31 protein-coding genes are annotated in these 25,660 nt (G+C 72.3%); 16 read left to right on the top strand and 15 right to left on the bottom strand.

Translation table 11 applies throughout. From position 1 onward, the window contains the following. Positions 1-49 precede the first annotated feature (49 nt). On the bottom strand, positions 50-382 hold the full coding sequence (locus ACIQMV_RS20400) for a putative quinol monooxygenase (protein ID WP_402594400.1): 333 nt from the start codon (positions 380-382) through the stop codon (positions 50-52). Positions 383-624: 242 nt separating this feature from the next. Here ACIQMV_RS20400 and ACIQMV_RS20395 point away from each other — a divergent pair, with 242 nt between their 5' ends. Next, positions 625-1,203 carry a restriction endonuclease gene (locus ACIQMV_RS20395; RefSeq protein ID WP_141367316.1) on the top strand — a complete coding sequence of 193 codons (579 nt, stop codon included), beginning with the start codon at positions 625-627 and terminating at the stop codon, positions 1,201-1,203. Positions 1,204-1,285: 82 nt separating this feature from the next. Here the strand turns inward: ACIQMV_RS20395 and ACIQMV_RS20390 are convergent, their stop codons facing one another. The 6 genes from ACIQMV_RS20390 to ACIQMV_RS20365 all read right to left on the bottom strand — a co-directional run bounded on the left by ACIQMV_RS20390 (position 1,286) and on the right by ACIQMV_RS20365 (position 6,366). Then, complete coding sequence (locus ACIQMV_RS20390; RefSeq protein WP_141367318.1) at positions 1,286-2,146, bottom strand: cytochrome c biogenesis CcdA family protein; 861 nt, start codon at positions 2,144-2,146, stop codon at positions 1,286-1,288. After that, positions 2,143-2,889 carry a DsbA family protein gene (locus ACIQMV_RS20385; protein ID WP_402594398.1) on the bottom strand — a complete coding sequence of 249 codons (747 nt, stop codon included), beginning with the start codon at positions 2,887-2,889 and terminating at the stop codon, positions 2,143-2,145. Before ACIQMV_RS20385 ends, ACIQMV_RS20390 begins: the two co-directional genes overlap by 4 nt. Before the next feature lie 66 nt (positions 2,890-2,955). Then, positions 2,956-3,444 carry a hypothetical protein gene (locus ACIQMV_RS20380; protein WP_402594396.1) on the bottom strand — a complete coding sequence of 163 codons (489 nt, stop codon included), beginning with the start codon at positions 3,442-3,444 and terminating at the stop codon, positions 2,956-2,958. A gap of 66 nt (positions 3,445-3,510) precedes the next feature. Then, positions 3,511-3,897 (bottom strand): hypothetical protein, encoded by a 387-nt coding sequence (locus ACIQMV_RS20375; RefSeq protein WP_402594395.1) that lies wholly within the window; start codon positions 3,895-3,897, stop codon positions 3,511-3,513. An 80-nt stretch (positions 3,898-3,977) separates the two neighbouring features. Then, positions 3,978-4,334: a DsrE family protein gene (locus ACIQMV_RS20370; protein ID WP_402594393.1), complete on the bottom strand. Its 357-nt coding sequence runs from the start codon at positions 4,332-4,334 to the stop codon at positions 3,978-3,980. Between the two features lie 136 nt (positions 4,335-4,470). Continuing rightward, the gene (locus ACIQMV_RS20365) at positions 4,471-6,366 is read right to left on the bottom strand and encodes an ATP-binding cassette domain-containing protein (RefSeq protein ID WP_402594391.1); all 1,896 of its coding nucleotides are present in this window, start codon (positions 6,364-6,366) and stop codon (positions 4,471-4,473) included. A gap of 387 nt (positions 6,367-6,753) precedes the next feature. On the opposite strand from ACIQMV_RS20365, the gene ACIQMV_RS20360 reads away from it, so the two are divergent. From ACIQMV_RS20360 to ACIQMV_RS20345, 4 genes are all read left to right on the top strand, one after another. Continuing rightward, positions 6,754-8,406, top strand: a complete 1,653-nt coding sequence (locus ACIQMV_RS20360; RefSeq protein ID WP_402594389.1) for an alkaline phosphatase family protein — start codon at positions 6,754-6,756, stop codon at positions 8,404-8,406. Between the two features lie 208 nt (positions 8,407-8,614). Then, positions 8,615-9,148 (top strand): sigma-70 family RNA polymerase sigma factor, encoded by a 534-nt coding sequence (locus ACIQMV_RS20355; protein ID WP_141367328.1) that lies wholly within the window; start codon positions 8,615-8,617, stop codon positions 9,146-9,148. A 25-nt stretch (positions 9,149-9,173) separates the two neighbouring features. Then, positions 9,174-9,986 (top strand): zf-HC2 domain-containing protein, encoded by an 813-nt coding sequence (locus ACIQMV_RS20350; protein WP_402594387.1) that lies wholly within the window; start codon positions 9,174-9,176, stop codon positions 9,984-9,986. 12 nt (positions 9,987-9,998) lie between these two features. Beyond that, positions 9,999-10,394 carry an ATP-binding protein gene (locus tag ACIQMV_RS20345; protein ID WP_402594495.1) on the top strand — a complete coding sequence of 132 codons (396 nt, stop codon included), beginning with the start codon at positions 9,999-10,001 and terminating at the stop codon, positions 10,392-10,394. Between the two features lie 59 nt (positions 10,395-10,453). On the opposite strand, the gene ACIQMV_RS20340 is transcribed toward ACIQMV_RS20345, so the two are convergent. Continuing rightward, positions 10,454-11,185 carry an MgtC/SapB family protein gene (locus ACIQMV_RS20340; RefSeq protein ID WP_402594385.1) on the bottom strand — a complete coding sequence of 244 codons (732 nt, stop codon included), beginning with the start codon at positions 11,183-11,185 and terminating at the stop codon, positions 10,454-10,456. Between the two features lie 206 nt (positions 11,186-11,391). Here ACIQMV_RS20340 and ACIQMV_RS20335 point away from each other — a divergent pair, with 206 nt between their 5' ends. Further along, a complete protein-coding gene (locus tag ACIQMV_RS20335; protein WP_402594383.1) occupies positions 11,392-11,838 on the top strand; it encodes a VOC family protein in 447 nt (148 codons plus the stop codon). A gap of 99 nt (positions 11,839-11,937) precedes the next feature. Here the strand turns inward: ACIQMV_RS20335 and ACIQMV_RS20330 are convergent, their stop codons facing one another. Then, on the bottom strand, positions 11,938-12,858 hold the full coding sequence (locus ACIQMV_RS20330; protein ID WP_402594381.1) for a LysR substrate-binding domain-containing protein: 921 nt from the start codon (positions 12,856-12,858) through the stop codon (positions 11,938-11,940). 117 nt (positions 12,859-12,975) lie between these two features. Here ACIQMV_RS20330 and ACIQMV_RS20325 point away from each other — a divergent pair, with 117 nt between their 5' ends. The 3 genes from ACIQMV_RS20325 (at position 12,976) to ACIQMV_RS20315 (ending at position 15,043) form a co-directional block, all read left to right on the top strand. Further along, positions 12,976-14,094 carry a diaminopropionate ammonia-lyase gene (locus ACIQMV_RS20325; RefSeq protein WP_402594379.1) on the top strand — a complete coding sequence of 373 codons (1,119 nt, stop codon included), beginning with the start codon at positions 12,976-12,978 and terminating at the stop codon, positions 14,092-14,094. A gap of 63 nt (positions 14,095-14,157) precedes the next feature. After that, a complete protein-coding gene (locus tag ACIQMV_RS20320) occupies positions 14,158-14,781 on the top strand; it encodes a LysE family translocator (RefSeq protein WP_402594377.1) in 624 nt (207 codons plus the stop codon). A gap of 106 nt (positions 14,782-14,887) precedes the next feature. Then, positions 14,888-15,043, top strand: coding sequence for a hypothetical protein (locus ACIQMV_RS20315; RefSeq protein ID WP_172633279.1), 156 nt, complete (start codon positions 14,888-14,890; stop codon positions 15,041-15,043). 112 nt (positions 15,044-15,155) lie between these two features. Here ACIQMV_RS20315 and ACIQMV_RS20310 read toward each other — a convergent pair whose 3' ends face one another. Beyond that, complete coding sequence (locus ACIQMV_RS20310) at positions 15,156-16,418, bottom strand: glycoside hydrolase family 3 N-terminal domain-containing protein (RefSeq protein WP_402594375.1); 1,263 nt, start codon at positions 16,416-16,418, stop codon at positions 15,156-15,158. Between the two features lie 257 nt (positions 16,419-16,675). Next, positions 16,676-17,200, bottom strand: a complete 525-nt coding sequence (locus ACIQMV_RS20305) for a transglycosylase SLT domain-containing protein (protein WP_141367344.1) — start codon at positions 17,198-17,200, stop codon at positions 16,676-16,678. A 513-nt stretch (positions 17,201-17,713) separates the two neighbouring features. On the opposite strand from ACIQMV_RS20305, the gene ACIQMV_RS20300 reads away from it, so the two are divergent. Next, a complete protein-coding gene (locus tag ACIQMV_RS20300) occupies positions 17,714-17,842 on the top strand; it encodes a hypothetical protein (protein WP_281156534.1) in 129 nt (42 codons plus the stop codon). A 107-nt stretch (positions 17,843-17,949) separates the two neighbouring features. Beyond that, complete coding sequence (locus ACIQMV_RS20295) at positions 17,950-19,287, top strand: dicarboxylate/amino acid:cation symporter (RefSeq protein WP_402594373.1); 1,338 nt, start codon at positions 17,950-17,952, stop codon at positions 19,285-19,287. 166 nt (positions 19,288-19,453) lie between these two features. On the opposite strand, the gene ACIQMV_RS20290 is transcribed toward ACIQMV_RS20295, so the two are convergent. Next, on the bottom strand, positions 19,454-19,687 hold the full coding sequence (locus ACIQMV_RS20290; protein ID WP_141367349.1) for a hypothetical protein: 234 nt from the start codon (positions 19,685-19,687) through the stop codon (positions 19,454-19,456). Positions 19,688-19,878: 191 nt separating this feature from the next. On the opposite strand from ACIQMV_RS20290, the gene ACIQMV_RS20285 reads away from it, so the two are divergent. Beyond that, positions 19,879-20,391, top strand: a complete 513-nt coding sequence (locus ACIQMV_RS20285; protein WP_402594370.1) for a GNAT family N-acetyltransferase — start codon at positions 19,879-19,881, stop codon at positions 20,389-20,391. A 24-nt stretch (positions 20,392-20,415) separates the two neighbouring features. Here the strand turns inward: ACIQMV_RS20285 and ACIQMV_RS20280 are convergent, their stop codons facing one another. From ACIQMV_RS20280 to ACIQMV_RS20270, 3 genes are read right to left on the bottom strand one after another with little or no spacing between them, the layout of a single operon-like run. Beyond that, positions 20,416-20,934, bottom strand: coding sequence for a GNAT family N-acetyltransferase (locus tag ACIQMV_RS20280; RefSeq protein WP_141367353.1), 519 nt, complete (start codon positions 20,932-20,934; stop codon positions 20,416-20,418). Further along, complete coding sequence (locus ACIQMV_RS20275) at positions 20,931-21,224, bottom strand: hypothetical protein (protein WP_216372871.1); 294 nt, start codon at positions 21,222-21,224, stop codon at positions 20,931-20,933. The genes ACIQMV_RS20280 and ACIQMV_RS20275 overlap by 4 nt, the downstream gene beginning before the upstream one ends. 55 nt (positions 21,225-21,279) lie before the next feature. Beyond that, a complete protein-coding gene (locus ACIQMV_RS20270; protein WP_402594368.1) occupies positions 21,280-21,681 on the bottom strand; it encodes a hypothetical protein in 402 nt (133 codons plus the stop codon). Between the two features lie 319 nt (positions 21,682-22,000). On the opposite strand from ACIQMV_RS20270, the gene ACIQMV_RS20265 reads away from it, so the two are divergent. From ACIQMV_RS20265 to ACIQMV_RS20250, 4 genes are all read left to right on the top strand, one after another. Continuing rightward, the gene (locus ACIQMV_RS20265) at positions 22,001-23,263 is read left to right on the top strand and encodes an MFS transporter (RefSeq protein ID WP_402594366.1); all 1,263 of its coding nucleotides are present in this window, start codon (positions 22,001-22,003) and stop codon (positions 23,261-23,263) included. A gap of 113 nt (positions 23,264-23,376) precedes the next feature. After that, positions 23,377-24,045: a metalloregulator ArsR/SmtB family transcription factor gene (locus ACIQMV_RS20260; RefSeq protein WP_141367357.1), complete on the top strand. Its 669-nt coding sequence runs from the start codon at positions 23,377-23,379 to the stop codon at positions 24,043-24,045. Continuing rightward, on the top strand, positions 24,042-25,229 hold the full coding sequence (locus tag ACIQMV_RS20255) for a cysteine desulfurase family protein (RefSeq protein WP_402594365.1): 1,188 nt from the start codon (positions 24,042-24,044) through the stop codon (positions 25,227-25,229). Before ACIQMV_RS20260 ends, ACIQMV_RS20255 begins: the two co-directional genes overlap by 4 nt. Then, positions 25,226-25,543, top strand: a complete 318-nt coding sequence (locus ACIQMV_RS20250) for a sulfurtransferase TusA family protein (protein WP_402594363.1) — start codon at positions 25,226-25,228, stop codon at positions 25,541-25,543. The genes ACIQMV_RS20255 and ACIQMV_RS20250 overlap by 4 nt, the downstream gene beginning before the upstream one ends. The last annotated feature ends 117 nt before the right edge of the window (positions 25,544-25,660 follow it).

The raw sequence follows: 25,660 nt of genomic DNA, 5'->3' as shown, positions 1-25,660 counted from the left end.
GACCTTCTCGTCGAACCGCCTCGCGGGAGAACTCCCGCGAGGCGGTGGGTCATTCCAGTCCGGAGACGGCCATCTCGCCCAGCAGCGACCAGCCGTCCTGCGCCAGGGTCGTGTTGACGATCCGGGGCGTCTCGGCCAGGTGGGGCGGCAGGGTCTGCTGCGCGGCCCTGAAGTGCTCCGACCGCACGTGGGCCGCCCCCGCCTCGTCGTCGCGGAAGGCCTCGACCAGGACGTACTCCGTCGGGTCCTCGACGCTGCGGGACCAGTCGAACCACAGGCAGCCCGGTTCGGCGCGAGTGGCCGCGGTGAACTCGGCGGCGATCCCCGGCCACTGGTCGGCGTACTCGGGACGGACACGGAACTTGGCGGTGATGAAGATCATCGGTCTCCCTCATTGATTCTCTGCGCGCAGCCGCGCCGCCCGCTGTGCGGTCCGGCACCCGAACGGCGCCACAGGCGTGCCGCACCGCGGGCCGGGACGGGCCGGCGGTGCGGTGGATCGGCCGAACACGGCCGTAGCCGTGACAGGTCGGACACGGCAGGCTGTGGTGATCGTAGCCGACGGGTGACAAACCGCCCGGGGGTGCGGCGGTGCGTCGCCGCCAGGGGGAGGGGACGGAGCCCATGGGGATCGCGCTGCTGGTGGCGTCGACCGCGGTCGTGGCCGCGGCCGTCGTCACGGGCCTGGTACGGGCCGGGCGACGTGAGGCACAGGCGGAGAGGACCCGGCTCGCCGGGGAGGCGCGGCGGCGGGCGCGCCGTTCGCTGGACGCGGTGTGGGCGATGGACGACCGGCAGTTCGAGGAGTACGTCGCCGAACTGTGCCGCCGGGACGGCTGCACCGACGTCCGGCGGGTCGGCGGCGCCGGAGATCTCGGCGCGGACGTGACCGGCCGGCTGCCCGACGGCCGCCGCATCGTCATCCAGTGCAAGCGGTACGCCAAGCACCGCACCGTCGGCAGCCGTGACCTCCAGACCTTCAACGGCACCGCGCGAGCCGAGCACCGGGCCGACGTCCCGGTCTTCGTCGCCTCCTGCGTCTTCACCCGGCCGGCCCGCGAGTTCGCGGCCCGGCACCGGCTCTGCCTCATCGACGTCAATCTGCTCGGCTTCTGGAACGGCGGCACCGCGTTGACCTCGTTCCTGGACCTGGACATCGGCCGGTCCGGAACCAATCGCCGGCTGCGCCCGGACCACGACTGACGGAGCCGCGTGTCCGGTGCGCGGGCGGGGCACCGGCGGGACGCCCCGTCCGCGCACGGCACACGGGGCGACCTCCGTCCGGTCAGGCAGCGGAGTCGGTGCCTTCTCCGCCCTCCCCGCGCGGAAGACGGCGAAGCCGCAGCACGGCCACCGCCGCCGTGACGGCGCCGGCCAGGGCCAGTACCAGCAGGAGGACCCGGTCCGAGACGGCCTCGCCGAGCCGCCTGGCGCCGCTCTCCCAGGCCGCCTCGGTGTCGATGTCGAGGAGGGAGGGCAGCGCCGAGGTGCCGTCGAAGAGCAGGAACATGACGCCCAGCAGGACGAAGAGGATCCCGCCGGCCAGCGAGGTGGTGTGCACGGTCAGCGGTCCCCACCGCACCGCGCGCCCCCGCAGCCGGCGCCGACGCCCGAGGTCCCAGCGGTCCCACAGCAGCGCCAGGACGAACAGCGGAACGGCCATGCCCAGCGCGTAGACGGCCAGCAGGAGCCCGCCGTGCACCGGGCTGCCGCCGAGCGCCGCGACGGTGAGGATGCCGCCCAGGATGGGACCGGCGCAGAAGCCCGCCAGTCCGTAGACGGCGCCCAGGGCGAACACGGAGGCGGCGGACCCGCTCCTGCGGGTACCCGCCGCCTGCTGAAGACGGCGGGAGCCGAAGCCGAGGCCCAGGATCTGCGCCAGTCCCAGTGCGATCATCGTCCAGCCGCCGAGCAGGACCAGCAGCTCGCGGTGCCCGTAGAACAGGCGGCCTGCGAAGGAGCCGGCCACCCCGAGCGGCACCAGCGTGGTGCACAGCCCGGCGTAGAAGACGGCGGTACGCAGCGACAGCCGGGTGCGGCTGGTGAAGGCGTAGGCGAAGAACGCCGGCAGCAGCAGCGCACTGCACGGGCTGAGCAGTGCCAGCAGGCCGCCGAGGAAGGCGGTCGCGGCGGTGATCCCGCTCATCGCCCGGCTTCCTTCGCGGCCTTCTCCACGGCGGCGGTGAACGCGCTCAGCGGCTGCGCGCCCAGGATGGGTGTGGAGTTGACGAGGAAGGCGGGCGTGCTGGACACCCCCAGCGCGTATCCCTCCTCCTGGTCCCTGCTCACCGACGCCTCGGCGGCCTGGGACTTCAGGTCGGCCTCGAAGCGGTCGAGGTCGGCGACACCCGCCTCGCGGGCCATCTCATGAAGCCGGGAGGAGGAGAAGGCACCCTTGTTGCGCGGGCGTTCCTTGGCGTAGACGACGTCGTGGAACTGCCAGAACCGCCCCTGCCGTCCGGCGGCCCAGGAAGCGCGGGCGACGCGTTCCGATTCGGCGCCGAACACGGGGAAGTTGCGCCACTCGATGCGCAGCAGGCCCCTGTCCACGTACGAGCGGACGAGTTCCGGCTTGGTCTCCCGCGCGAACTTGCCGCAGAAGGGGCACTGGAAGTCCTCGTAGGCGATCAGTACGACAGGCGCGTCGGCGCGGCCCAGGGCCAGCGGGTCCTTCTGGTCCCTGCGGGCCAGGGCGAGCAGCGACTTCTCCTGTTCGTCGGGGGTGGCTCCGGCGACGGACGGCGAGACGGCGGCGGGCGGCCTGTCCCGGGACACGGGGTCCCCGGAACCGCCGCCGAGAGCGGTGGCCGCGGCGACGGCGGCCGCCGCACCGCCGCCCACGGCGATCAGGGTCAGACGGCGACGGTGGGCACGAGGGGAGGAAGGCATGGGGCACCTCCGAAAGTGAAGTGTGCGAAGAAAGCGAAGTGGGTGAAGGAGGGGGAAGGACAGGGGTCAGGCGGCGGGCCGCACGGGGCAGGCCGCCTCCGTGGCCAGGCGCCGCAGCGCGGCCTCGGCCAGCAGGCCGAGGGCGAGCACCGCGACCGCGGGTTGCAGGGGCGCCCAGTAACTCAGCGCGCCGGAGGCCCCCAGCAGAAGCAGGGCCACCTTGTTGCAGACGGGGCAGCCGACCGCGAGGAAGGACAGCACCGCGCCGGCCGACCCGAGCGAACGCCCGGTCGCGTCGTCACGGCCCGCGACGGGCCCCGTGCGCACATAGGTGGCGAGCACCACGGCCGACAGCACGGCGGTGAGGAGCAGCGTCGGGTAGTTCCACCACACCGGCGGCACCGAGCGGGAGAACAGCGGGGTCGGGACGAGGGCGGTGGGAACGCCCAGGACGAGGACCGCGGGCGGCGTGGCCGCCGCGGCAGCGGCCCAGCGACGTCGGGGCCAGCGGCGCAGGGCGGCCCACGCCGCACGGGGGGATCGGGACACGGACAACGGATGACTCTCCGGTCGTACGGGGTGGACGGGGTGGCCAGGGACGCGCGGACACGTCGCGCGGGCCTACACCCGTCGTACGGAGAGTTCGGTGAGGTCGGGAGGAGACGGTTCCGGCCCGTGGCGCCGGACATCCCGGTGCGCGGATGCCCACGCCGGTGCCGTGTCGTCGGCCTGCGCCGGCAGAGCACGGGAGAGCAGCGCACCGAACCGCGGGTGCTGTTGCTCCGGCTGCGCCTTCTTCAGGCAGGGACCGTTTCCCGCCGCGGCGGGCGCGCCGTGACCGGCGTCGTCCAGCGTCTCGGGGCACGGTGCCACGTGCGGGTCGGCCGCGGCGGAGGAGGACGCCGCCCGGAACGCGGGCAAGGAGGCGGTCGTGGCGCAGAACAGCGCGGCCAGCAGGACGAGCAGCGCGAGGCCGGCGCTCATGGCACCGTGCCGCGTGCGACGCATCGCCCTTCCTCCACTTCCTCGGTCCCGACACCATAGCCCAGGTACCCCCGGGCGTATCGAAGCCGGGACCGGGCGCGTCATCACAGCGGGACCAGGGACCACCCCTCGTGCTGACGGAGCGCCAGGTGCCACACGGCGGCCGGTACGACCCCCACGCCGGCCACGAGGGTGTCAGCGGTCAGTCCGCGCCCCGAGAGACTGTTGGCGCAGGCGAGGACCCGCGCCCCGGTCTCCAGCAGCCGGGTGACCTGTTCGCCGGACTCTTCCCCCAGCACGAGGTCCAGTCCGGCGCCGTGGACGACGACCTCGACCTCGACGGGCCGATCCGCCGCCGCCACCAGGTTCGTCACCGCGCGCACCACGCGGTCCGGTTGAGGAGCCGCCACGACGACACGTACGGGAGCGGGGAAACGGGAACCGGCGTTCTCGGCGTTCATGGGGCCACCCTCGCACACCGGACGGCGCCTCGACCGGGGCCCGCGCGGCGCGACCCGATCCCACCGGAAAACGGGAACCCGCGGCCGCGCGGGCCTGACCGCGGGCGGGCCGCGCCGCCGACGTGCCGGGCTGGGGTCAGCGGTCCTGGGACAGGCGCAGCAGGTCCGCGAAGACCCCGTTGGCCCGGACGAGTTCGTCGTACGGGCCCTGCTCGGTGATGCGGCCCTCCTCCATGACCACGACGTGGTCGGCGATCCTGGTGTTCTCCAGGCGGTGCGTGACGACGATGGTGATGCGTTCGCCGGCGATGGCCTTGATCTTCCCGAAGATCCCGTGCTCGCCCCGCGGGTCCATCTGCGAGGTCGGCTCGTCCAGGATCAGCAGCGGCGTCTGCCGGTACAGCGCCCGTCCGCAGACCAGACGCTGCCACTGGCCGCCGGACAGTTCGGCACCGCCCCACAGTTCCTTGGCGAGGAGGGTGTCGAGCTGCTGCGGCAGTTTCTCGACGGCCTCCCGCATGCCGACGGCCTCGACCGCCTCCCAGACCGGTCCGTCGTCGTAGGTGCGGGGCTGGCCGAGGGTGATGTTCTCGCGGGTGCGCAGGGGCCAGCAGGCGAAGTTCTGGGGGACGAGGGCGGTGCGCCGCCATACGGCGTCGGGGTCGGCGTGGGCGAGGTCGGTGCCGTCCCACAGGACACGGCCCTTGTCCGCGAGGAGGATGCCGGTGATGAGCTTGGCCAGGGTGGACTTGCCGGAGCCGTTCTCGCCGACGACGGCGAGGATCTGGCCGCGGCGCAGGGTGAGCGACACCCCGTTGACGGCCGGTTCGTCCTTGCCCGGGTACCGGTAGACGACTTCGTCGAGCCGGATCTCGTCCACGCGTTCCGGGATGGTCAGTTCACCGCGCCTCGGGGCGCGTTCGCGGGCCATGTCGAGGAAGGACCGCATGTCGGCGAGGTAGAGCGAAGTGTGGAACATGGCGGCGCCGTTGACGACGAACTGCGAGAGCGCGGCCAGCGTGGTCTGCACGGCGACGACGGCGGTGGCGGCGACCGGGAGGGCGACACGGCCGGTGGTGGCCAGCCAGGCGAGGGTGACCCAGGTGCCGAGCAGGAACACGCCGCCCAGGGCGCTGGTCGCCAGCACGATGCGCAGCATGCGGGGCGCGGCGGTGAGGGTGCGCTGGTCGATGCGGTCGGACAGGGCGCGGTACCAGTGGACCAGGTAGCCGGTCATGCCGTTGGCGCGGACCTCGTCCCCGAAGCGCGAGTAGGTGGCCCACCAGCGCATCATGGAGCGCACGTTGCGGTCGCCGACGTTGAGGTAGTGGGTCTCGTAGTCGACGCGCGCGGACAGTACGGCGCCCGCACCGGCCGGGACGACGGCCAGCAGGAGCAGCGGCAGCATCAGCGGGTGCAGGGCGGTGATGACACCGCTCGCCGCGATCATGCGGATCAGGGCGGCCGTGAACCGCTGACTGTCCTGCACCATGAACCGGGTCCGGGTGACCCCGACCTCGGCGGCCTCCTGCCGGTCGGCGAAGCCGTCCTCGCCGTAGGCCGACGCCTCGACCCGGCACACGGCGGCGACGAGCGCGATGTCCGCCTCGGTCGTCAGCAGCGGTGTGATCCGCCCGTCGGCGTAGGTGGACAGGGCGCTGCCGATCCGGCCGAGGCCCGCGGCGGCCATCACCACGACCAGCGCGGGCAGCGCGCCGTGCAGGCGTTCGGACACGGTGCCCGTACCGAGGATGTGGGTCATGGCCCGCGCGGTGAAGGCGAGGACGAGCGCGGCCGTGGCGCCCGTGAGGAGCTGGCAGGCCAGGAGGAGCACGACGCCGGTCCTGTCGACGGACCAGGCCATGCGCGCGGTGTGCCCGAGCACGGCGGGAAGCCGGCGGCACATGGCGCCGAAACCGGCCTCCGCCAGCGGGTTCCTGCCGTACTCGCCCTCGAAGGTGATGGTGGCGGGGGGTGGCGGGGGAGGCGTTTCCCCGTTCGCGGTCGAGGCGTCAGTCACAGTCACCTGCATCCCTCCTTGGGGCTCGCACCGCGCCTGGATGGCTCGGCAGTGCCCGGTACAACGAGGTGTCGCGAGATTCGAACACGCTCGATTCCGGACGCGTTGGACCCCTTGAGGAGCAAGGGCTCGCCCCCGCGGCCGCCGCACTGGAGCCGCCGCCGAGCGGTGGCAGGGTGGCCGAAACGCCGATGCCCGAGGCGCCTGGTGCACATGGGTTTTCCCGGGGCACGGACCCGGCCCGCACCGTCGGCCGGCCCGTACACGCACGGCTGGGCGCGCCCCCTGCCGAAGGACGCACCGACCCGTTACCTTTCTCCGCGCCGGCCGCCTCGGGCTGACCGGGGCGTGCCAGGGCCGACCCCTGACACGCCGTCAACCACCGCTGGAGAGAGTCACATGGGACGCAGCACTCGACCCCGGCCGTTCGCCCGACGCCGACCGCCCGCTCTCGTGGCCGGTACGGCCGCCCTGATCCTGGCCCTGACGCCCTCGGCCTCGTGTGCCGCACCTCAGCGGCAGGCCGCGCCGCACACGCTGCCCGGCGGCTACCGGCACCTGGTGGTGATCTACGAGGAGAACCACTCCTTCGACAACCTCTACGGCACCTGGGGACCGGTCGGCGGGCGGCAGGTCGAGGGCCTGGCCCGGGCCACCGTCCGGCAGCGCACACAACGCGCCCAGGACGGCACGCCGTATCGCTGCCTGCTCCAGAACGACGTGAACCTGACCAGCCCGCCCCTGTCGCCCACCTGCCGCGACGCCGCCCACGGGGTCGCGGCGAGCGCGTTCGCCAACGAGCCGTTCACCGTCGACGACCACATCGGGCCGCGGGACCGCACCTGCCCCGCGCCCGGAGCCCGCGCGGACGGCGGTGTGGTCAAGGACTCGCCGGGTGCCCTGCCCGGCGGCTGCACCCGGGACCTGGTGCACCGCTTCTACCAGAACCGGTACGCCATCGACGGCGGCCGGCAGGACCGCTACGTCACCGCCTCCGACGCGGTCGGCCTCACGATGGGCCACTACGACACCACGTCACTGCCGGTCCACCGCTACCTGCACGCCCCCGGCGCCCCGCGCTACGTCCTGGCCGACCATTTCTTCCAGGGCGCGTTCGGCGGATCCTTCCTCAACCACCAGTACCTGATCGCCGCGCGGGCGCCGCAGGACACCAGCGGCGGTGCCTCCGGCGCGAAGAACACGGTCCTCGACGCCGACGGCATGCCGGCCTCGTACCCGCTGTACCGGGCGACCGGCCCGGTGGCGGACGGCGCTCTGACCACCGCCTGTCCGGACGGCGACCCGGCCGACTACGCGCACGCCTGCGGCAACCTGGCCGTCAACACGGTGCAGCCGTCCAGCGCACCGTACGGCAGCGGCCCCCGGATCCCGCTGATCGACGACGCGAAGTACCCCAACATCGGCGACCGGCTCACGACCGCCGGCGTCTCCTGGAACTGGTACTCCGGCGGCTGGAACGACGCGGAGGCCGGGCACCCCGGACCGCTCTTCCAGTACCACCACCAGCCGTTCGACTACTTCGCCGACTACGCCCCCGGCACCCCGGGCCGCGGCCACCTGCGCGACGAGACGGAGTTCCTTCGCGCGGCCAGGACCGGCACGCTGCCGGCCGTCAGCTTCGTCAAGCCCTACGGCGCCGAGAACGAGCACCCCGGCTACGCCGGCGAGGCGGCCGGCAGCGACCACCTCGTCGACCTGCTCAAGGCGGTGACGGAGGGCCCGCAGGCCGGCAGGACGCTCGTGGTCGTCACCTACGACGAGTTCGGCGGCCAGTGGGACCATCTGCCGCCCCCGGGACCGGGCTCGCCCACGCCCGGCGCCCATGACGCCTGGGGCCCGGGCACCCGCGTCCCCGCACTGATCGTCTCCCGCTCGCTGCCGCGCTCGGCCGTCGACCACACCGTCTACGACACCACCTCCATCATCGCCACCATCGAACGCGGCTACGGCCTCAAGCCCGTCGCCACTCGCGACGCGGTCGTCAACGACCTCTCCCCGGCCGTAGCCGCCGGTGGCCGCGGAACCCGGTAGCCGCAGCCTGCCGGGCGGCCAGGAGCAGCAGGGTGCCGGCCGGCCCTGCTCATGACCGGGTGCGAGGGCGCCGGCTGCGGCGGGCGGCGAGCGCCGGATGCCGCACGACAAAAGGGAGTATGTGCGCGATGATCGGCATATGCCATGGACTCACCGAAAACGTGATCCAACGGCCGAACCGGATCGCTCCGCGCACCGTGTCCCTGGTATGGGGACCGCTTCGACCACGGACGAGGAACTGCTCCGCACTCTGTACGCCGAGCATGCGGGCCCCCTGTTCCACTACGTGCTGCGACTGACCTCAGGAGACCGGCAGTGGGCCGAGGACGTCGTGCAGGAGACGCTGCTGCGCGCGTGGCAGCACCCCGCCGCGTTCGAACCGGCCCGCGGTCCGGCGCGCGCATGGCTGTGCACGGTCGCCCGGCACGTGGTCATCGACGGCCACCGGGCCCGCAAGGCCAGGCCGCCCGAGGTGGACGGCGAGGCCCTGGAGCAGGCCGCAGAGCAGACGCGGGGCGAGGACCAGATCGAGCAGGCGCTGCAGAGCTGGGCGGTGGCCGACGCCCTGCGGACGCTGTCCCCGGACCATCGCGCCGTACTGCTGGAGACGTACTACCGGGGCCGGACCATGGCGGAAGCAGCTGACGTGCTGGGCATCCCGCTGGGCACCGTGAAGTCGCGGACCTACTACGCCCTGCACGCCCTCAGGCTCGCGCTCCGGGAACGGGGGATCGAGCCATGACGGCGGCGTGGAGGAGGTGTCGACCATGAGCGACCACGACGCCCTCCGGCTGGCGCTGGGCGGATACGTCCTGGGCGCGCTGTCCCCGGCGGAGAGCGAGCGGGTGCGAGCCCATCTCGCGGTGTGCGACGAGTGCCGGCAGGAGCACGCGGAGCTGGCGGGACTGCCGGCCCTGCTCGCGACGGTCACCGAAGCCGAAGCTGCTGCCGCCGACGTCGGAGCCGGAGCCGCGGGCCGGGCGATGCCCGCCGTCGGCGGGGACCTCGCCGACCGGCTGGTGCGGCGGGCCGCCGAGACCGCGTCGAACGCGCCTCCGGCACCCTCCGACACGTCCGCGGCCCCTCAGGCGGCCGAAGCGGGCCTCCTCGACCGTATGCTCCGGCAGGCCGCGGCCAGGCGCCGCAGGACCTGGCGGCTCCAGTGGGCCGGAGCCGTCGCCTCCCTGACGCTCATCGCGGCGTCGATCGGCGGCACATGGCTCGCGACCACCGGATCCGTGGTCAGTGAGGCGACGCCGCCCGGACCGACCGCGCAGGCGCCGTCACGCACCTTCTCCGGACACGATCCCGTCACCGGCGTCACCGCATCGGTGAAGGTCTCGCCCTCGGCGTGGGGCAGCGTCCTCCAGGTCTCCGCCGGAGGGGCGCCCGCGGGCGTCATCTGCCGGTTGCAGGCGATCGGGCCCGGCGGGGCCAGGGCGGACGCCGCCACCTGGCGGGCGGGCCAGTACCCTCCCGGCACCACGATTCCAGGAGCGATCCCGCTCTCACCGGGAACCATCCAGCACTTCGAGATCGTCACGGGCGACGGTCAGAAGCTGGTCACGATGCGAGCGTAGGCGAGCTCACCACTGCTCTCGCACTGCCGTCACCAGGTCCTGCTCACCCTCCCCGCCCGGAAGGCGCACGTCTCGGCCGCCCGTCACTTCACGGCGGACCTGCTGGACTGCTGGCGCGTTCCCCGGAGCGAGCGGGACGCCGCCGTCCTCATCGTCGACGAACTCGCCGCGAACGCCGCCCAGTACGGCCGTGAGCACATGACGCTGCTGCTGCTCCTCCTCGACCACGACACCCTGCACCTCGTCGTCAGCGACTCCGGAACCGCCGTGGAGCGCCACCACCGCGAGACGGCCCCGGACGAACACGGCCGCGGCACCGGCATCGTTCGCCACCTCGCGGAGTCGACCGAGGTCCACCAGACGCGCGGCGGCCGTGAGGTCCGCGCCTGTCCGCGGTGCCGGGCGTGAGGCGATCCCGTACCCGCCCGGTCGAGGGTGGGGGACGCGGACGAGACGCGGGTACCCGCCTATTCCTCGTCGCCTGTCGTCATCTCCACGTCGATCACTCCGTCGTCCTGGAAGAGCTCGGACGCCAGTTGCGCGGGATCCTCGGTGCCTTCGAGTTCCAGCAGCACCTTCGCGGCGTCGTCGGTGCGACAGGGCAGCCGCTCGACTCTGACCTGGAGGATGCGGAAGCCCCGACGGGTGCAGACCTGCATCAGGCGCGGCAGCAGCGCCGTGCCCGTCCGGTAGGTCAGACGCGCCTCGAAGATGCTGGTGGACGTGCCGGGCATCAGGCGCGTGGACAGCAGGCGCGGATATCCGCGGACGACCAGGAAGTGCACGATGGTGGTCGCCGTCGCGAGGATGGGCAGTCCGCCGCCGCAGGCCATGCCGACGGCGCAGGTCAGCCAGACCGTCGCCGCGGTGGTCAGGCCCCGTACCGCGTCCCGGCGCACGAAGATCAGTCCGCCGCCGATGAATCCGATCCCCGAGACGATCTGTGCCGCCACCCGGGACGGGTCGAACGAGACGTTCTCCAGCCCCAGGACATTGGTGAACCCGTGCTGCGAGACCTCCATCATCAGGGCGCTGGAGATACCGACCAGGGTGTGCGTCCGCAGGCCCGCGCTCTTCTGCTTGGCCTCCCGCTCCCAGCCGATCAGGCTCGACAACAGCAGCGCCAGCCCCAGCTCGGACAGCTGCCGCACGCCCTGCCCGTTGCTCAAGTCCCACAACGACGCCGCCAGCACGCTCACGCGCACCTCCTGATCCGTACGTACTCCATCAAGCCGACATCTACCCCCAACCTGGCACAACACGAGCGGCGCTGCGCGGAGTTCACGCATCGGTTCCGGCCAAAGGGGCAACGAACGGGCCGCCGCGTCCTGTACCGGGTCGCGCCGTCGCGGGCGGTAGCGTTGCGCCTGGACGACCGATTCCTGACGGCGTGTGGGGGCGATCGATGAAGCAGCAGGTGAACCTGGTGACCTTGGGCGTGGAGGACTTGGCGGTCAGCCGCCGGTTCTACAGCGAAGGCCTGGGCTGGACGCCGTTGCTCGATCTCGACGAGATCGTCTTCTACCAGGCCGGCCCGGGGCTGGCCCTGGGCCTCTTCTCCCTGGCCGACCTGGGCGCCGACACCGGGCAGGCGGCAGTGGCCGGCACCCCCTTCACCCTCGCGCAGAACCTCGATACGCCCGCCGACGTGGACGCGGCGGTGGAGCGGGCCCGTGCGGCGGGGGCGACGGTCCTCAAGGAGCCGCAACGCGCGGCGTTCGGCGGCTACCACGCGTACTTCGCCGACCCCGACGGCCACCGCTGGGAGGTGTGCCACAACCCCGGCTGGTCGGTCGCCGGCGACGGCACCGTGACACTGACGCCTGTCGAGGCGCCCGGCGCGGAGGACTGACACCCCTCGAACTGACACCCCTCGATTCCACCAGGGTCGCCGTCGAGGTCGACGGCTTCGCGCAGCCCCTCTCGAAATGAGTTCGCGCGCTGTGCCGCCCTACGCCCGGCCGGAGTGGAGGGTGACCGCGCGGAGAAGGGCGTCGCGGCACGCGAGGACGGCGGGGTGACGGCTGCGGCCACGGCGTACGACGGTGGAGATGCGGCGCGCGCGCTGACCGCGGGGGAGCTGCCGCAGAGCGACCGTGGGGGAGTGCCCGTACCAGACCAGGTCGGGAAGGAAGGCGGCGGCGTGCCTCTGCTCGACGAGGCGCAGGTGGAGCAGCAGGTCGGTGGTCTCGAACCGTACGTCGGGTTCGAAGCCGGCGTTGCGGCACAGGGTCATGGCCCAGTGCCGTGCGGCCGTGCCTTCGGGTTCCATCACCCAGGGGTGCCCATGGAGCGAGCGCAGCGCCGCCATCGGACCGTCGGTGTCCGGGCTGTCGGCCGGATGGGGCAGCGCGAGGTGCAGCGGGTCGTCGAGCAGGTCCTCCTGTTCGAGTTCGGACGGCCGCGGATGGGGGTTGCCGGGGTATTCCTCGGCGAGGACCAGATCGAAGTCCCGGGCCAGCAGGGCGGGCAGGGACTTTTCGGGCTCCATGTGCGTGACGTGGACGCGCAGTTGCGGGTGGAGGTCGCGCAACAGGCCGAGCGCGGTGGGGATCAGAGCCAGGGCGGCCGTCTGGAACGAGGCGATACGCAGGGTTCCGGTCAGATCGGACAGCGAGGTGGCGATCTCCGCCTCGGCGCGCTCCAGGCGTTCGAGGACCGCTTCGGTGTGGGCGACGAGGATCTCGGCCTGCGCGGTCAGCCGCACCCGCCGACCGGCCGGTTCCAGCAGCGGGACGCCGACTTCGGCCTCCAGCTGCGAGAGCTGCTGGGAGACGGAGGAGGGGGCGTAGGAGAGGGCGGCGGCGACAGCGGCCAGCGTGCCGCGGTGCTTGAGTTCACGCAGCAGCCGCAGCCGGTGCAGATCGAACATCGCCGGGGGCTCTCCTCGCCGTCGCGGAGCGGCCTGCTGAATCATCGGCTTCTCCGATGAGTATAAGTCGAAAACATGCGCTGGACCGATCGTACGAAGGGCGTGGACCCTGAGCGCGTGTCCGACAACGTCTCCCGCCGTACGCCGCCGTGGTCCGTACGACCCCGGGCCCGCACCTGGCGCTGTGGGCCGGCACCCGCCGAGGTGCGGGGCTTCCATGCCGCGCTGCCGGGCTACTCGCCCACCCGGCTGACCGAACTCCCGTCACTCGCAACGGAGTTGGGCGTCGGTCGGGTCTTCGTCAAGGACGAGTCGTGCCGTCTTGGGCTGCCCGCGTTCAAGGCGCTGGGCGCGACCTGGGCGGTCCACCGGACCCTTGCCGAGCGGGCCGAGAGCAGCGGGGAGGCGGGACCGGCCGTGCTGGTGACCGCCACCGACGGCAACCACGGCCGTGCGGTGGCCCGCACGGCACGCCTGCTCGGGCACCACGCCCACGTCTTCGTGCCGCGGGGAGTGCAGCCGCGGGCCGTGGCGGCCATAGCCGCAGAGAAGGCGGAGGTGACCGAGGTCCCGGGGTCCTACGACGACGCCGTGCGCCGGGCCGCCGAGGCGGCCGCCGCGCCGGACGCGGTCCTGGTCCAGGACACTGCCTGGCCGGGCTACGAACGGATCCCCGGGTGGATCGTCGAGGGCTACTCGACCCTCTGCGCGGAGATCGACGCGCAACTGGCGGCCGAAGGGGCCGCCGACGGCCCCGACCTCGTCTCCATTCCCGTGGGCGTGGGCTCCCTGGCCCAGGCCGTGGTCACCCACTACCGCAGCCGCCCCTCCGGGCGCGCTCCGGCGCTGCTGTCGGTGGAGCCGCAGGCAGCGGCCTGCGTGCTCGAAAGCCTCACCCGCGGCGAACCCGTCACCGTCACCTGCGGCGACACCACCATGGCGGGACTGAACTGCGGCACCCCCTCCAGCATCGCCTGGCCCTACCTGCGCGGCGGGCTGGACGCCGCTGTCGCCGTCCCCGACATCGACAGTGCCCGCGCGGCCGTCCGCCTCGCGGCCCTCGGGGTCTCCTCGGGCCCCTGCGGAGCCGCCGCGCTCGCCGGTCTCCGCACGGTGCTCACCGGCGCGGGCGGCGAGGAGCGTCGTACGGCCCTGGGGCTCGACGCGACCTCGGTGGTCGTGCTGCTGAGCACCGAGGGCCGGGACGCCGCCCCGTACTCCGTCGCCGATCACTGAACGCGCCACACCGGAAGGACCCCCGTTGACCACTCCCGACAGTCCGATCAGGAGGAGACCGGCGTGCTGACCCACTTCGCAGCCGCGCTCGGTGTCCTCGGCCTGCTGACCGTCGTGCCCGGCCCGGACATGGCGGTGGTCACGCGACGCGCCCTCGTGGCCGGGCCCGGGGACGCGCTGCGCACCGTGGGCGGAATCACGACCGGGCTGCTGCTCTGGGGCGCGCTGAGCGTGGCCGGACTCGCGGCCGTGCTCGCCGCCTCACCCACGGCCTACCTGGTCGTCAAGCTCCTCGGCGCCGCGTACCTGGTCTTCCTGGGCGCGCAGGCGCTGTGGCAGAACCGCCGCAGCGCCTCGCACGCCACCCGCACGGGCAGCGGCTCCCCCGCCGTCGGGAGCCCGTGGCGGACCGGCCTGGTCAGCAACGCCCTCAATCCGAAGATCGCCGTCTTCTACTCCGGACTGCTTCCCACCCTGGCCCCGCCGCAGCTGCCCGCAGCCTGGGCCATGACGCTGCTGGTCCTCCTCCATGCCACCCTGACCCTCACCTGGCTGGGCGGCTATGCTCTTCTGCTGTCCAGGGCCGGGCGCGTCCTCGAAAGGCCGGGGACCCGCCGCGTACTGGGGCGGACCACGGGCGTCGTGCTGATCGGTCTCGGTCTCGTGGTCGCGACCACGGCCGGCTGACCCCGCGCGTTCCCCGGTCCCAGGCGAAACCGAAAGTTAAACCCGCGGTCACCTGCGGTCGGTCCGCGCGACGTCGCGGTAGCGGACAAAGGTAAGTGACCCAAACATGCACAAGAAGGGCGGCACCCCCGTGCCCCACCTGTTGACCTCGCTCCTCACACAAGTGGCGGTCGCCGTGATCGAGGCGCTCGTCATCCGTCTGCTCGTCCAGCTCTGGAACGCCTTCGCCCGCAGCGGCCGCCCGATGACGGCCGCTGCCTGAGGCACCTCGGGCGCATCCCGAGCACCCTGAACGCCTGATCGCGCACCCTGAGCGCCTGCCCTGAGCGCCTGATCGCAGGCAGAACCTCAGTGGCAGTCGCGGGCAGGGACCCTCAGTGGCAGTCGAGCAGTCCCGCGGACTGCTTGGCGGCCAGTATCCGGCGCACGCTGTCGTCGACCTTGGCCCGGAAGGACGCGTCCTGCCGCATCCGGGTCTCTATGGCCTGTGTCATCGCGGGCACGGTGCTCGGCCGCACCGTGAGGATCATGTTTCCGCCCGCCGCGATGAAGTTCACGGCCCGCTGGGCGGGGGTGAAGGACCGGACCGCGACCGCGTTCCCGATGTCGTCCGAGATGACCACGCCCTTGAAGCCGAGCCGTCCGCGCAGCAGCTGCCCGATGACCGTCGGTGAGAAGGCCGCCAGATGCGTGGGGTCGATCTTGGTGTAGGTGGCCGACGAGACCATCACGAAGGGGGAGCCGGCCCGTATCCCGGCCCGGAAGGGCTCGAGGCTGGAACTGCTCGCGGTCGTCACCGAGTCCACGACGTTGGCGGTGGTGTCGGTGTTGCCGATCACCTGGCCCAGCCCGGGAAAGTGCTTGAGCGTGGTCAGCACGCCCGACTGCGCGAAGCCGGCGGCGAAGGCACCGGAGTGGGAGGTCACGGTTTCCGGGGTGTTGCCGTACTCCCGCTTGAAGGACCCGATGGGCATGTTGCGGGTGCCCAGCGCGGCCGGCACCACGTCGGCGATCGGCGCCAGGTTCAGGTCGACACCCGCGGCCTTCAGCTGCTTGGCCCATCCGGCGGCCTGGCTGCGCAGCGTCGCGGTCGACCAGCTGCCCTGGGTCAGTCCGTCGGGTATGGCCGAGAAGCCGGGGCCGTTCAGCACCTGTACCTGGCCGCCCTCCTGGTCGGTGGCGACCAGCAGACCGACCCTGCGGCCGCCGACCTGGTCCGCCTGCCCCCGGAAGCCGTCGACTGTCTTCCTCGTCGCCGTCGTGCCGGCGGTGCTGCGGCCGGTCAGCATGATGGCGCCCACGTGGTTGTCGCGCAGGGTGCGCAGCTGGGCCTGGTCGGGGTGGGCCGCGGAGATCCCGCCCATGAAGAGCTGCCCGACCCGCTGAGCGGCGGTCATGCCGGAGAAGTAGCGGTCGGTGCAGGTGGTCGCCTGGGTCGGCGAGGGGGTGCTCGCGGCGGCGGGGGGTGCGTCCGCGGTGGTGTGGCTGGTGGTGGGGGATCGGGGCGAGTCGCCTATTCGCCCGGGCGTGACCGACGCACCGCAGCCGGTGGCGGCCAGCGCCAGGGTGACCAGCGGTGCCGCGTAGCGCAGGGCTGTGGAACGGCGGCTCCTGATCTGCCGGACACGTGATGTCATGGGTTCGTCTCCTGGCCTGTACGGGTGCTGTGGCCTCCCCATAGCCGCCTGTCTCGCGGCTGTTTCCTCATGGCGGGCCGCGCTCGCCATGACCATCACACGGTACTTTATTGGGCATTTGTCCGCCCCTTCGGTGGCTACGAAGGGTGCCGACGCCTCCAGCGACGGAACGGGCCGGGGCCGGCAGCGGTTGTCGCTGCCGGCCCCGGCCCTGTCGTGCGCGTGTGCGTGCGCTGATCAGTACCGCGTGGGCGGGATCAGTACGCGGAGTTGACGTTGTCGATGGAACCGTAGCGGTGGGCCGCGTAGTTGGCCGCCGCGGTGATGTTGGCCACCGGGTCGGTGAGGCTGTGGGCCGTGCCGGCGACGTGGTAGGCGTTGAACGTGGGGGAGATGACCTGGAGGAGACCCTTGGAGGGGGTGCCCTTGCGGGCGTTGACGTCCCAGTTGTTCTGGGCGTTGGGGTTGCCACCGGACTCACGCATGATGTTGCGGTGCAGGCCCTCGTAGCTGCCGGGGATGCCCTTGGCCTTCATGATGGCCAGGGACTGCTTGATCCAGCCGTCGAGGTTGTTGCTGTAGCCGGCCTTGCCGCTGTAGGCGTGGCTGTCGGTGGAGCGGGCCGCGACCACGGAGGAGGCGTGCACCTGCGTTGCTTCGGCGGCCTGTGCGGGCGACGGCATCAGGGTCAGGGCGGCGGCCGCGGCGCCGGTCGTGGCGATGCCGGTGACGGTGAGGGTGCGCAGACGGGCGAAGCGGGCGGTGCGAGTGGTCGTGGTCATACGGAAGTAACCCTCCAGTGGGGGACGTGGTCGGGGGTGCCGGCCGCAATCGATTGCGGTGGCGTGGGGCGGGGCCCCGCGCTGCACAGACCGAAGCGGGCGGATCCGGCGGAGTTCGCCGGTCGTCCGTCTCGTGGTCCGGAGCAACGACAGCAATGTTTAGCCGTCGGCCGGACGGGGCGCAATGATGTGACGTACTACCCGACTGCGTAGTAAATGCCCGAAATGTTCCACCGTGGGGCTTTCTTTGCTGCTTGGGGCGACATGCTCGCTACGAACCGCCTTAGGACGTGATCTGGCTCCTATGGGTGGCATCACATCCACGGGCCTCTCGAGGCCGCTGTCCGGGCCCCGGCGGCGGGGAAGCGGAGCGGATGTCGGCGCCCCGGCGGGGGCGCGTCCCCGTAAGAGCCGGCTCCCGGAGGGAGGGGGTCCCCACAAGGCGGGAAAAGGGCACCCTCGGTCCAAAGGGTCCCTTTGAGGTTCTCAAAGTAGAAGTGTTAACGTTTCACCGTGAAGACAGCAGCCGCGTACCGCGCAGACGCCTCCTACGGCGTCTGCCGTGTCGTCATGGGCGTACCGCTCGTGGCGCGCCTGCATGTCGATCTCTGCCGCTGCGTGTCCGCGGCTTGTCGCGCCTGACCGCGAACTCATCGAAGCAGCGGCGCTGTTGACGTCTCTTCTGCGCGCCGCTCCTGTAAGCCCCCGCTCAAACCCACCTTTTCGCGCGTCCCTACTGGAGTGTGTCCGTGTCCGCGAACACCGCTGATCCGAAGCCCGCGAACTCAGGCTTCCGGATACCCGTCCCCTTCTGGGCCCAAGTACTGCTCGGTCTCGTCGTCGGCCTGATCCTCGGCTTCGTGGCCCGCACCTACGACGTGTCCTGGCTCGCCACCACCCTCGACAAGGTGGGCGGCATCTTCGTGCAGCTTCTGAAGCTGGCCGTGGCACCGCTGGTCTTCTTCGCGATCATGGTGTCGATCACCAACCTGCGGAAGGTCAACAACGCGGCCCGCCTGGCCGGCCGCACCCTCCTCTGGTTCATGATCACCTCGTTGATCGCCGTCGTCATCGGCCTCGTCATCGGGCTGGTCTCCAACCCGGGTTCCGGCTCCGCCCTCACCCCGGCCGACGGCGCCAAGCCGGACCACGCCGGCAGCTGGCTCGACTTCCTCACCGGCATCATCCCGACCGACGTCATCACGCCGTTCACCGAGCTCAACGTGCTTCAGATCGTCTTCATGGCGGTCGTCGCCGGTATCGCGATCCTCAAGATCGGCTCGAAGGCCCAGCCGGTCCTCACGCTCTCCGAGTCCATCCTGGAACTGCTCCAGAAGGCCCTGTGGTGGGTGATCCTGCTCGCCCCGATCGGCTCCGCGGGTCTCATCGGCCGCGCCATCGTGCAGTACGGCTGGAACCTGCTCGGCGACTACGCGACGTTCACCGCCGACATCTACATCGGCTGCGCCCTGGTCCTGTTCGGCGTCTACCCGCTGCTGCTCTCCGTCGTCGGGAAGCTGAACCCGATCCAGTTCTTCAAGGGCGCCTGGCCCGCCATCCAGTTGGCGTTCGTCTCCCGCTCCTCGGTCGGCACCATGCCGGTCACCCAGCAGGCGGCGATCCGTCTCGGCGTCCCGAAGGACTACGCCTCCTTCGCCGTGCCGTTCGGCGCGACGACCAAGATGGACGGCTGCGCGGCCATCTACCCGGCCATTTCCGCGATTTTCGTCGCTCAGATCTTCGATGTGCAGCTCGGCATCAAGGAGTACCTGCTCATCGCCTTCGTCTCGGTGATCGGCTCGGCGGCCACCGCCGGTCTGACGGGCGCGACCGTCATGCTGACGCTCACCCTGTCCACCCTCGGCCTGCCGATGGAGGGCGTGGGCCTGCTCCTCGCCATCGACCCGATCCTGGACATGATGCGCACGGCGACCAACGTCGCGGGTCAGGCCCTCGTCCCGGTGCTCGTCTCCGCCCGTGAGAAGATCCTGGACCACGCGAAGTACGACAACGCCTCGGCCTCCCCGGCCGACCACGCGGAGAGCCTCTACGACGACCCGAAGCAGGCCGCCCCGGTGTCCGTCTGACGCCCCGCCTCATTCCGGGTTGACAACCTCCTCCGCCCTGACGGCCGTTGGCCGACAGGGCGGAGGTGTGTTCTCAGGGGTGAGAACCGCGCGCGATGACGGGCGCCGGGGAGTCGCGCAGTCGGCACGGATGTCGGCCGAATGTCCCCGGCGCCCGGCACGGCGGCTACTTCTTGTGGCAGCCCCACTTGCCGTGGACCTTCTTGTAGTGCTCACCCTTCGGGCACTTCTTGTGGTGCGGCATCTTGGTGGCGTCCGGTACGGACGCGTGGTGACTGTCGGACACCTTGGCGTTCGCCGGCACCGCGAAGGCGGTTCCTGTAGAGGCCACGGCTGCTCCGCTGGCGAGCATGCCTGCGGCGACGCTGGCGGTCAGAGCGCGTATGATCCTGCTTCGCATGATCGACTGCCTTTCTGTAGTCGGCGTCACTGCCTCTCAGTTCGATTCTTGGCACCGCTCCCCGCAACCCGCATCTCGATCACGAGCAGCCGCGCGCCCGCGAACGCAACTCTGCGCCCTCGTATCAGCCTTGGGAGGCCGCGGAAACGCGAGCACACCGCGCGTGCCCGACTCCCGTAAAATTCCCGGTCATGACCGAGCTGCGCGGCGCCTTTGTCGTCCTCCGCCCCACGGCCCGCGAGGACATTCCCGCCCTGGCCGGCATCCGGGCCGCACCGGAAGTACGGGCGCGGTGGAGGGGCGGGGACGACCTCGCGGCGGACATCGTGGCCGATCTGGAGAACCCTCACACCCGGTGCCTGACCGTCGACTTCCGGCAGCGGCCCGTCGGCATGATCCAGTGGCATGCCGAGGAGGAGCCTGACTACCGGCACGCCGGCATCGACATCTTCCTCGATCCCTCGGTGCACGGCAGAGGCCTGGGCACCGACGCCGTACGGACCCTGGCCCGTCATCTCGTCGACACCCACGGCTACCACCGCCTGGTCATCGACCCGGCGGCCGACAACACCGCGGCGATCCGCTGCTACACCAAGGCCGGCTTCCGGCCCGTCGGCATCATGCGCCAGTACGAGCGCGGCACCGACGGCACCTGGCACGACGGCCTCCTGATGGACCTCCTGGCCGACGAAGTGGCGCGCTGAAGACCGTGACGCAGCGTGCCGACGTCATCGCCTGACGCTCAGGCACCATCGGCGCTCGCCTTCGTGCCATGCGTCGGTGGGTGTGAGCCCGGCGGCGGTGGCGACGGCGGCGGATGCCCGGTGGTCGGGGTGGATGTGGGCGACGACGGTCCGCACCGGCCGGCGGCCCAGCCGGTCGACGAGTGCCCGGGCGGCCTCGCCGGCGATGCCTCGTCCCTGCCACGGGGTCCCCACCACCCAGGCGAGTTCGGCGGTGAGCCCGTGGCCGGAGGGGCCGACCGTCGCCTGGACCGTGCCCGTCAGGCAGGACTCCTCCCGCAGCCGGATCACCCAGTTCAGCCAGGAGACGGCCGGATCGGGAGAGCCGGCCGTCATGCGCTCGTAGCGCGAGCGCAGGGCTCGCGGGGTGTCCGGCGTGCCGCCGATGAAGGTGTGCAGGGCCGGATCGGACAGCACCACGGCCATCTCCTCGGCGTGCTCGACGTGCAGCGGCAGCAGATCCAGCCGCCTGGTGCCGATGGCGTGGGCCGCGAGGGTGCTCATGCCCGCAACTCAACCATGCGGGCGTCGGCTTCGGCTGCCGGGGAGGCGGTCGGCGGGGACGCGTACCTCTCCGGGACGCGGTGTGCGGACGGCCGGTGGGCGAGGCGGTCGGTGATCCAGCGGGCGGCGAGCAGGCCGGAGGCGGCGGTGAGGGCCGCGGCCGCGATGACGGTGGCGTTCAGGCCGGGGGCGTCTGCGAGGGCACCGGCGACGAGCTCCGGCGGCGTGGCCGACGTCGCGCCAGAACCGGTAGGTCCGCGGCGCGTTGGCCCGCCAGGTGGGGTGCTCATCGGCCGCTCTCCGGCCCGGCGCCGAGGAGGTCGGTCCGGGCGGCGGCGCCCACGGTCAGCGACCCGCCGGTGAACACGCCGAGTGCGGTGCGGCCGTCCAGGACGAGGTACGACAGGGGCTCGTCGGTGCGCCCGGGGTGGCGAGCGCCCGCAGCGTGAGCTTGCCCAGGTCCACCTCGTCACCGTCGTCCAGCGGTGTGTGCGCGAAGGCCCTGTGGCCGGCGGCAGAGGCGAGCACCGTCGCCCCGGCGTCGTGACCGAGCCGCACGGCGCCGGTGTGGAAGCCGGCGTGCGGATGCGTGTCCGCGGTGAACGCCACGTGCGGCCCGCGCCGCTCGGCCACCGCGTACGGGGCGCGCAGGTCGCGGCCGGCGTCCATGGCCAGGGCAGGCCCGTCGCCCCGGCCGAGCGGACAGGCGCTGTTGCCCCAGTCCTTCCTCGCCCTACGATATTCCATGGATTTATGGAAGAGTGCGGTCGGAGCCTCACTGCGGGTCTCACTGCGGGGCACGGATCCGTCTCCGGACGGTACAAAGCCTGATCGGAGCCGGTGCCGTGGAGGCGTGCGACCATCCTGCTCTGCCGTCACAAGGAGAAACATGACCGAGAGCCGTGCCCGGAGTCCGTTGGCGGCGCGGACCCCGCCGACCCGATTCGCCGACCGCGCCCAGGTGCCCGACGCCTGACCATCCCTGGCCGTCCGGCCCCTACCCCTTCCCCCGTACCCCCTCCCACCGTGTGGCGGGAAGCGCCCGCCACCGAAAGGAGCCCCACCCGTGACGAGCACCGCAGCGCCGTCCACCCTCGCCGCCGGCCCCGACGTGCAGCGCCGCATCCTGAAAGTCCTCGTCGCCTCCCAGGTCCTCAGTGGCGCCGGGCTCGCGGCGGGCATCACCGTCGGAGCCCTGCTGGCCCAGGACATGCTCGGCACCACGGGTCTGGCCGGACTGCCCAGCGCCCTGTTCACCGCGGGCAGCGCGCTCGCCGCGATAGGCGTCGGCCGTATATCCCAGGCCCGGGGCCGCCGCCCGGGCCTGGCCGCCGGATACCTCACCGGTGCCGTCGGCAGTGCCGGCGTCCTCGCCGCCGCGGGTCTCGGCAGCCCCGTCCTGCTGTTCATCGCGCTGTTCGTCTACGGCGCCGGCACCGCCACCAACCTCCAGGCCCGCTACGCCGGAGCCGACCTCGCCGCCCCCACCCACCGCGCCCGCGCCGTGTCCACCGTCCTGGTCGCCACCACCCTCGGCGGTGTCGTCGGCCCCAACCTCGCCGCCCCCACCGGCGACCTCGCCGCCGCCCTCGGCATTCCCCGCCTGGCCGGACCCTTCCTTCTCGCCGGGGCCGCGTACGCGGCGGCCGCCGTCGTCCTCGCCCTCTGGCTGCGCCCCGACCCCCTCCTGCTGGCCCGTACCCTCGCCGAAGCGGAGCAGGACCCCACCGTGCCGCCGGCGCAGGCCCGCCCGGCCGTCGAGGGGGCACCGGCGAAGCCGCGCGGCGGCGTCGTGCTCGGAGCCCTGGTCATGATCCTCACCCAGCTCGTCATGGTCGCGGTGATGACCATGACCCCGCTCCACATGCACGACCACGGCCACGGCACAGCCGCCTCCGGGCTGGTCATCGCCATCCACGTCGGCGCGATGTACCTGCCTTCGCCGCTGACCGGCCGCCTCGTCGACCGCTACGGCCGCATCGCGCTCGCCGCCGCCTCCGGAGTCACCCTTCTCGTCGCGGGCCTGGTCGCCGCCGTCGCCCCCGGCGACTCCATCGCCCTGCTGGCGCTCGCCCTGGCGCTGCTCGGCCTCGGCTGGAACTTCGGCCTGGTCTCGGGGACCGCGATCATCACCGACGCGGTGCCGCTGGCGACCCGTGCCAAGACCCAGGGCATGGTCGACGTCTCCATCGCCATCGCGGGCGCCACCGGCGGACTGGCCTCCGGCATCGTCGTCGACCTCGCCGGCTATCCCGTCCTCGCCCTGACCGGTGGTGTTCTCGCCCTGGCCGTCCTCCCGGCCATCGCCGTCACCGCCCACAGCCGGTGAACCGGTGAGGAGGGCGGCACGGCCGCCCGTGCGGCGAACGCCACGACCCACAGCTGTCCGGCGGCAGCCCGGGTACCATATTCCATAGATTTTTGGAGGAAAGGGAGGAGATCATGGCGGAGACGGCCACGAAGGCGCGGCTCTACGACGCGTTCGCGGCCAGCGGGAAGGCGCTGGCCAGCGGGAAGCGGCTGGAACTGCTCGACCTCCTCGCCCAGGGCGAGCGCACGGTCGACGCGCTCGCGAAGGCGGCGGGACTGAATCTGACGACCGCTTCCGCGCACCTCCAGACCCTCAAACAGGCCGGGTTCGTCAGCACCCGGCGTGAGGGCGTACGCATCCACTACCGGCTCGCCGGTGACGACGTCGCCGAACTGTTCGCCCTGCTGCGCAAGGTCGCCGAGACCCATCAGGCCGGTGTTCCGGCCGCCCGCGACGCCTACCTCGGCGACGGCGGCGGCCGCACGGTCACCCGGGACGAGCTGCGGACCCGCGCGGAATCCAAGCAGGTGGTGCTCCTGGACGTCCGCCCGGTCGAGGAGTACCGGGCCGGGCACATTCCCGGTGCCGTCTCCATCCCCGTCGAGGAACTGGCCGACCGCGTCGGTGAACTGCCCGAGGACGCCGAGGTGGTCGTCTACTGCCGTGGCGAGTACTGCGTCCTCGCCCACGACGCCGTCCGCCTCCTCACCGAGAACGGCCGCCGCGCCATCCGCCTCAACGACGGCATGCTCGAATGGCGCCTGGCGGAGCTGCCCGTGGACGCGGGAGCCGGCGCATGACCCACCGTCCGCCGCCGCACCCGGGCCTGACCGGCGGACCGGTCTACCTCGACTACAACGCCACCACACCCGTCGACCCACGCGTCGTGGAAGCGATGCTGCCCCACCTGACCGGCCACTTCGGCAACCCCTCCAGCACCCACCCCTACGGCAGCGAACCCCGCAGCGCCCTCACGGCGGCGCGTGCCCAGGTCGCCGAGCTGATCGGTGCCCGCCCGGGCGAGATCGTCTTCACCTCCTCCGGCTCCGAGGCCGACCTGCTCGCCCTGCGCGGAGCCACCCTGGCCGCCACCCGGCCCCGCCCCCACGTCATCACCCAGGCCACCGAACACCCCGCGATCCTCGCCACCTGCCAGGCCCTCGAACGCCTCCACCACGCACGGATCACGGTGCTGCCCGTCGACCGCGAGGGCCTGGTCGACCCGGCCGCGCTGACCACCGCGCTCGACGACGACACCGTGCTGGTCTCGGTCATGGTCGCCAACAACGAGACCGGCGCCCTCCAGCCGGTGAGGGAACTGGCCGACGCCGCTCACCGGGCCGGAGCGCTGCTCCATTGCGACGCCGCCCAGGCCGTCGGGAAAATCCCGCTGGACGTACGGGAGTTGGGCGCCGACCTGCTCACGGTCGTCGGGCACAAGATGTACGCGCCCAAGGGTGCGGCCGCCCTGTTCGTGCGCGACGGTGTGCGACTGGAGCCGGTCGTCTACGGCGGCGGCCAGGAACGCGGGCTGCGCGCCGGCACCGAGAACGTCGCCCTCGCCGTCGCCCTGGGCGCCGCCGCGCAGCTCGCCGCCGACGACCTCGCCGACGGTGCGCACGAGCGGATCAGGGGCCTGCGCGACGAACTGCACCAGCGACTCGTCGACGCCCTGCCCGGGCGGGTCCGGCTCAACGGACCCGTGGAACAGCGGCTGCCCAACACGTTGAACATCGGCATCGACGGCGTACCGGGACACCGGGTTCTGGACGGCGCACCCCGGATCGCCGCCTCGACCGGCTCCGCGTGCCACAGCGGCATCCACACCCCCTCGCCCGTCCTCACCGCCATGGGCACCGACCCCGCGCGGGCCCTGGAAGCCGTCCGGCTCTCCCTCGGCCGCTGGACCACCCGGGACGAGATCGCGGCAGCCGCGACCGCGATCGCCGCCGCGGCGAACGTTTTTGCGGCAGGCACCCGGTGACCGCCGCCGGCGAGGCGGACATCACGGTCGACGGCACCGGACTCCTGTGCGTCACCCTCCTGCTCAGACTGCGTGCCGCCATCGAAGACGCCGCCCCCGGCACCCACGTACACGTCATCGCCACCGACCCCGCGGCCCCGCTCGACCTCCCCGCCTGGTGCCACATGACCGGCCACCACTACCTCGGCCCCGTCCCGAACACCGCCGAACCCCCGGTCTACGCCCTCCGCCTGACCACCGACGCGCGCCCGACTCACCCCGATGCCCCCTGGCATACCACCGAACCGTCCGCCGGCCGACGGGAGTTCACGTGAACCCGACGTTCGAGGACAGCGCCCGGACGAGCGCACGCACCGCCGCCCGTCCGGACGCCGGGCCCTCGGTTCCAGGGCGTTCCTCCCTCGGTTCCCTGGAGACGCCCCCGCCGTGGA

Origin of the sequence: Streptomyces sp. NPDC091412, assembly GCF_044756885.1 — a bacterium.
In the GTDB taxonomy this organism is placed as follows: domain Bacteria; phylum Actinomycetota; class Actinomycetes; order Streptomycetales; family Streptomycetaceae; genus Streptomyces.
This window is presented reverse-complemented; position numbering and strand designations above follow the sequence as displayed.

Bases quoted from the DNA above. Each gene is read 5' to 3' on its own strand.
- ACIQMV_RS20260 (WP_141367357.1), top strand. From the start codon at position 23,377: ATGGCGGAGACGGCCACGAAGGCGCGGCTCTACGACGCGTTCGCGGCC.
- ACIQMV_RS20335 (WP_402594383.1), top strand. From the start codon at position 11,392: ATGAAGCAGCAGGTGAACCTGGTGACCTTGGGCGTGGAGGACTTGGCG.
- ACIQMV_RS20365 (WP_402594391.1), bottom strand. From the start codon at position 6,366: ATGCAGGTGACTGTGACTGACGCCTCGACCGCGAACGGGGAAACGCCT.
- ACIQMV_RS20290 (WP_141367349.1), bottom strand. From the start codon at position 19,687: ATGCGAAGCAGGATCATACGCGCTCTGACCGCCAGCGTCGCCGCAGGC.
- ACIQMV_RS20275 (WP_216372871.1), bottom strand. From the start codon at position 21,224: ATGAGCACCCCACCTGGCGGGCCAACGCGCCGCGGACCTACCGGTTCT.
- ACIQMV_RS20280 (WP_141367353.1), bottom strand. From the start codon at position 20,934: ATGAGCACCCTCGCGGCCCACGCCATCGGCACCAGGCGGCTGGATCTG.
- ACIQMV_RS20375 (WP_402594395.1), bottom strand. From the start codon at position 3,897: ATGCGTCGCACGCGGCACGGTGCCATGAGCGCCGGCCTCGCGCTGCTC.
- ACIQMV_RS20395 (WP_141367316.1), top strand. From the start codon at position 625: ATGGGGATCGCGCTGCTGGTGGCGTCGACCGCGGTCGTGGCCGCGGCC.
- ACIQMV_RS20305 (WP_141367344.1), bottom strand. From the start codon at position 17,200: ATGACCACGACCACTCGCACCGCCCGCTTCGCCCGTCTGCGCACCCTC.
- ACIQMV_RS20370 (WP_402594393.1), bottom strand. From the start codon at position 4,334: ATGAACGCCGAGAACGCCGGTTCCCGTTTCCCCGCTCCCGTACGTGTC.
- ACIQMV_RS20360 (WP_402594389.1), top strand. From the start codon at position 6,754: ATGGGACGCAGCACTCGACCCCGGCCGTTCGCCCGACGCCGACCGCCC.
- ACIQMV_RS20255 (WP_402594365.1), top strand. From the start codon at position 24,042: ATGACCCACCGTCCGCCGCCGCACCCGGGCCTGACCGGCGGACCGGTC.
- ACIQMV_RS20285 (WP_402594370.1), top strand. From the start codon at position 19,879: ATGACCGAGCTGCGCGGCGCCTTTGTCGTCCTCCGCCCCACGGCCCGC.
- ACIQMV_RS20355 (WP_141367328.1), top strand. From the start codon at position 8,615: ATGGGGACCGCTTCGACCACGGACGAGGAACTGCTCCGCACTCTGTAC.
- ACIQMV_RS20310 (WP_402594375.1), bottom strand. From the start codon at position 16,418: ATGACATCACGTGTCCGGCAGATCAGGAGCCGCCGTTCCACAGCCCTG.
- ACIQMV_RS20330 (WP_402594381.1), bottom strand. From the start codon at position 12,858: ATGTTCGATCTGCACCGGCTGCGGCTGCTGCGTGAACTCAAGCACCGC.
- ACIQMV_RS20385 (WP_402594398.1), bottom strand. From the start codon at position 2,889: ATGCCTTCCTCCCCTCGTGCCCACCGTCGCCGTCTGACCCTGATCGCC.
- ACIQMV_RS20390 (WP_141367318.1), bottom strand. From the start codon at position 2,146: ATGAGCGGGATCACCGCCGCGACCGCCTTCCTCGGCGGCCTGCTGGCA.
- ACIQMV_RS20315 (WP_172633279.1), top strand. From the start codon at position 14,888: ATGCACAAGAAGGGCGGCACCCCCGTGCCCCACCTGTTGACCTCGCTC.
- ACIQMV_RS20270 (WP_402594368.1), bottom strand. From the start codon at position 21,681: ATGGAATATCGTAGGGCGAGGAAGGACTGGGGCAACAGCGCCTGTCCG.
- ACIQMV_RS20400 (WP_402594400.1), bottom strand. From the start codon at position 382: ATGATCTTCATCACCGCCAAGTTCCGTGTCCGTCCCGAGTACGCCGAC.
- ACIQMV_RS20350 (WP_402594387.1), top strand. From the start codon at position 9,174: ATGAGCGACCACGACGCCCTCCGGCTGGCGCTGGGCGGATACGTCCTG.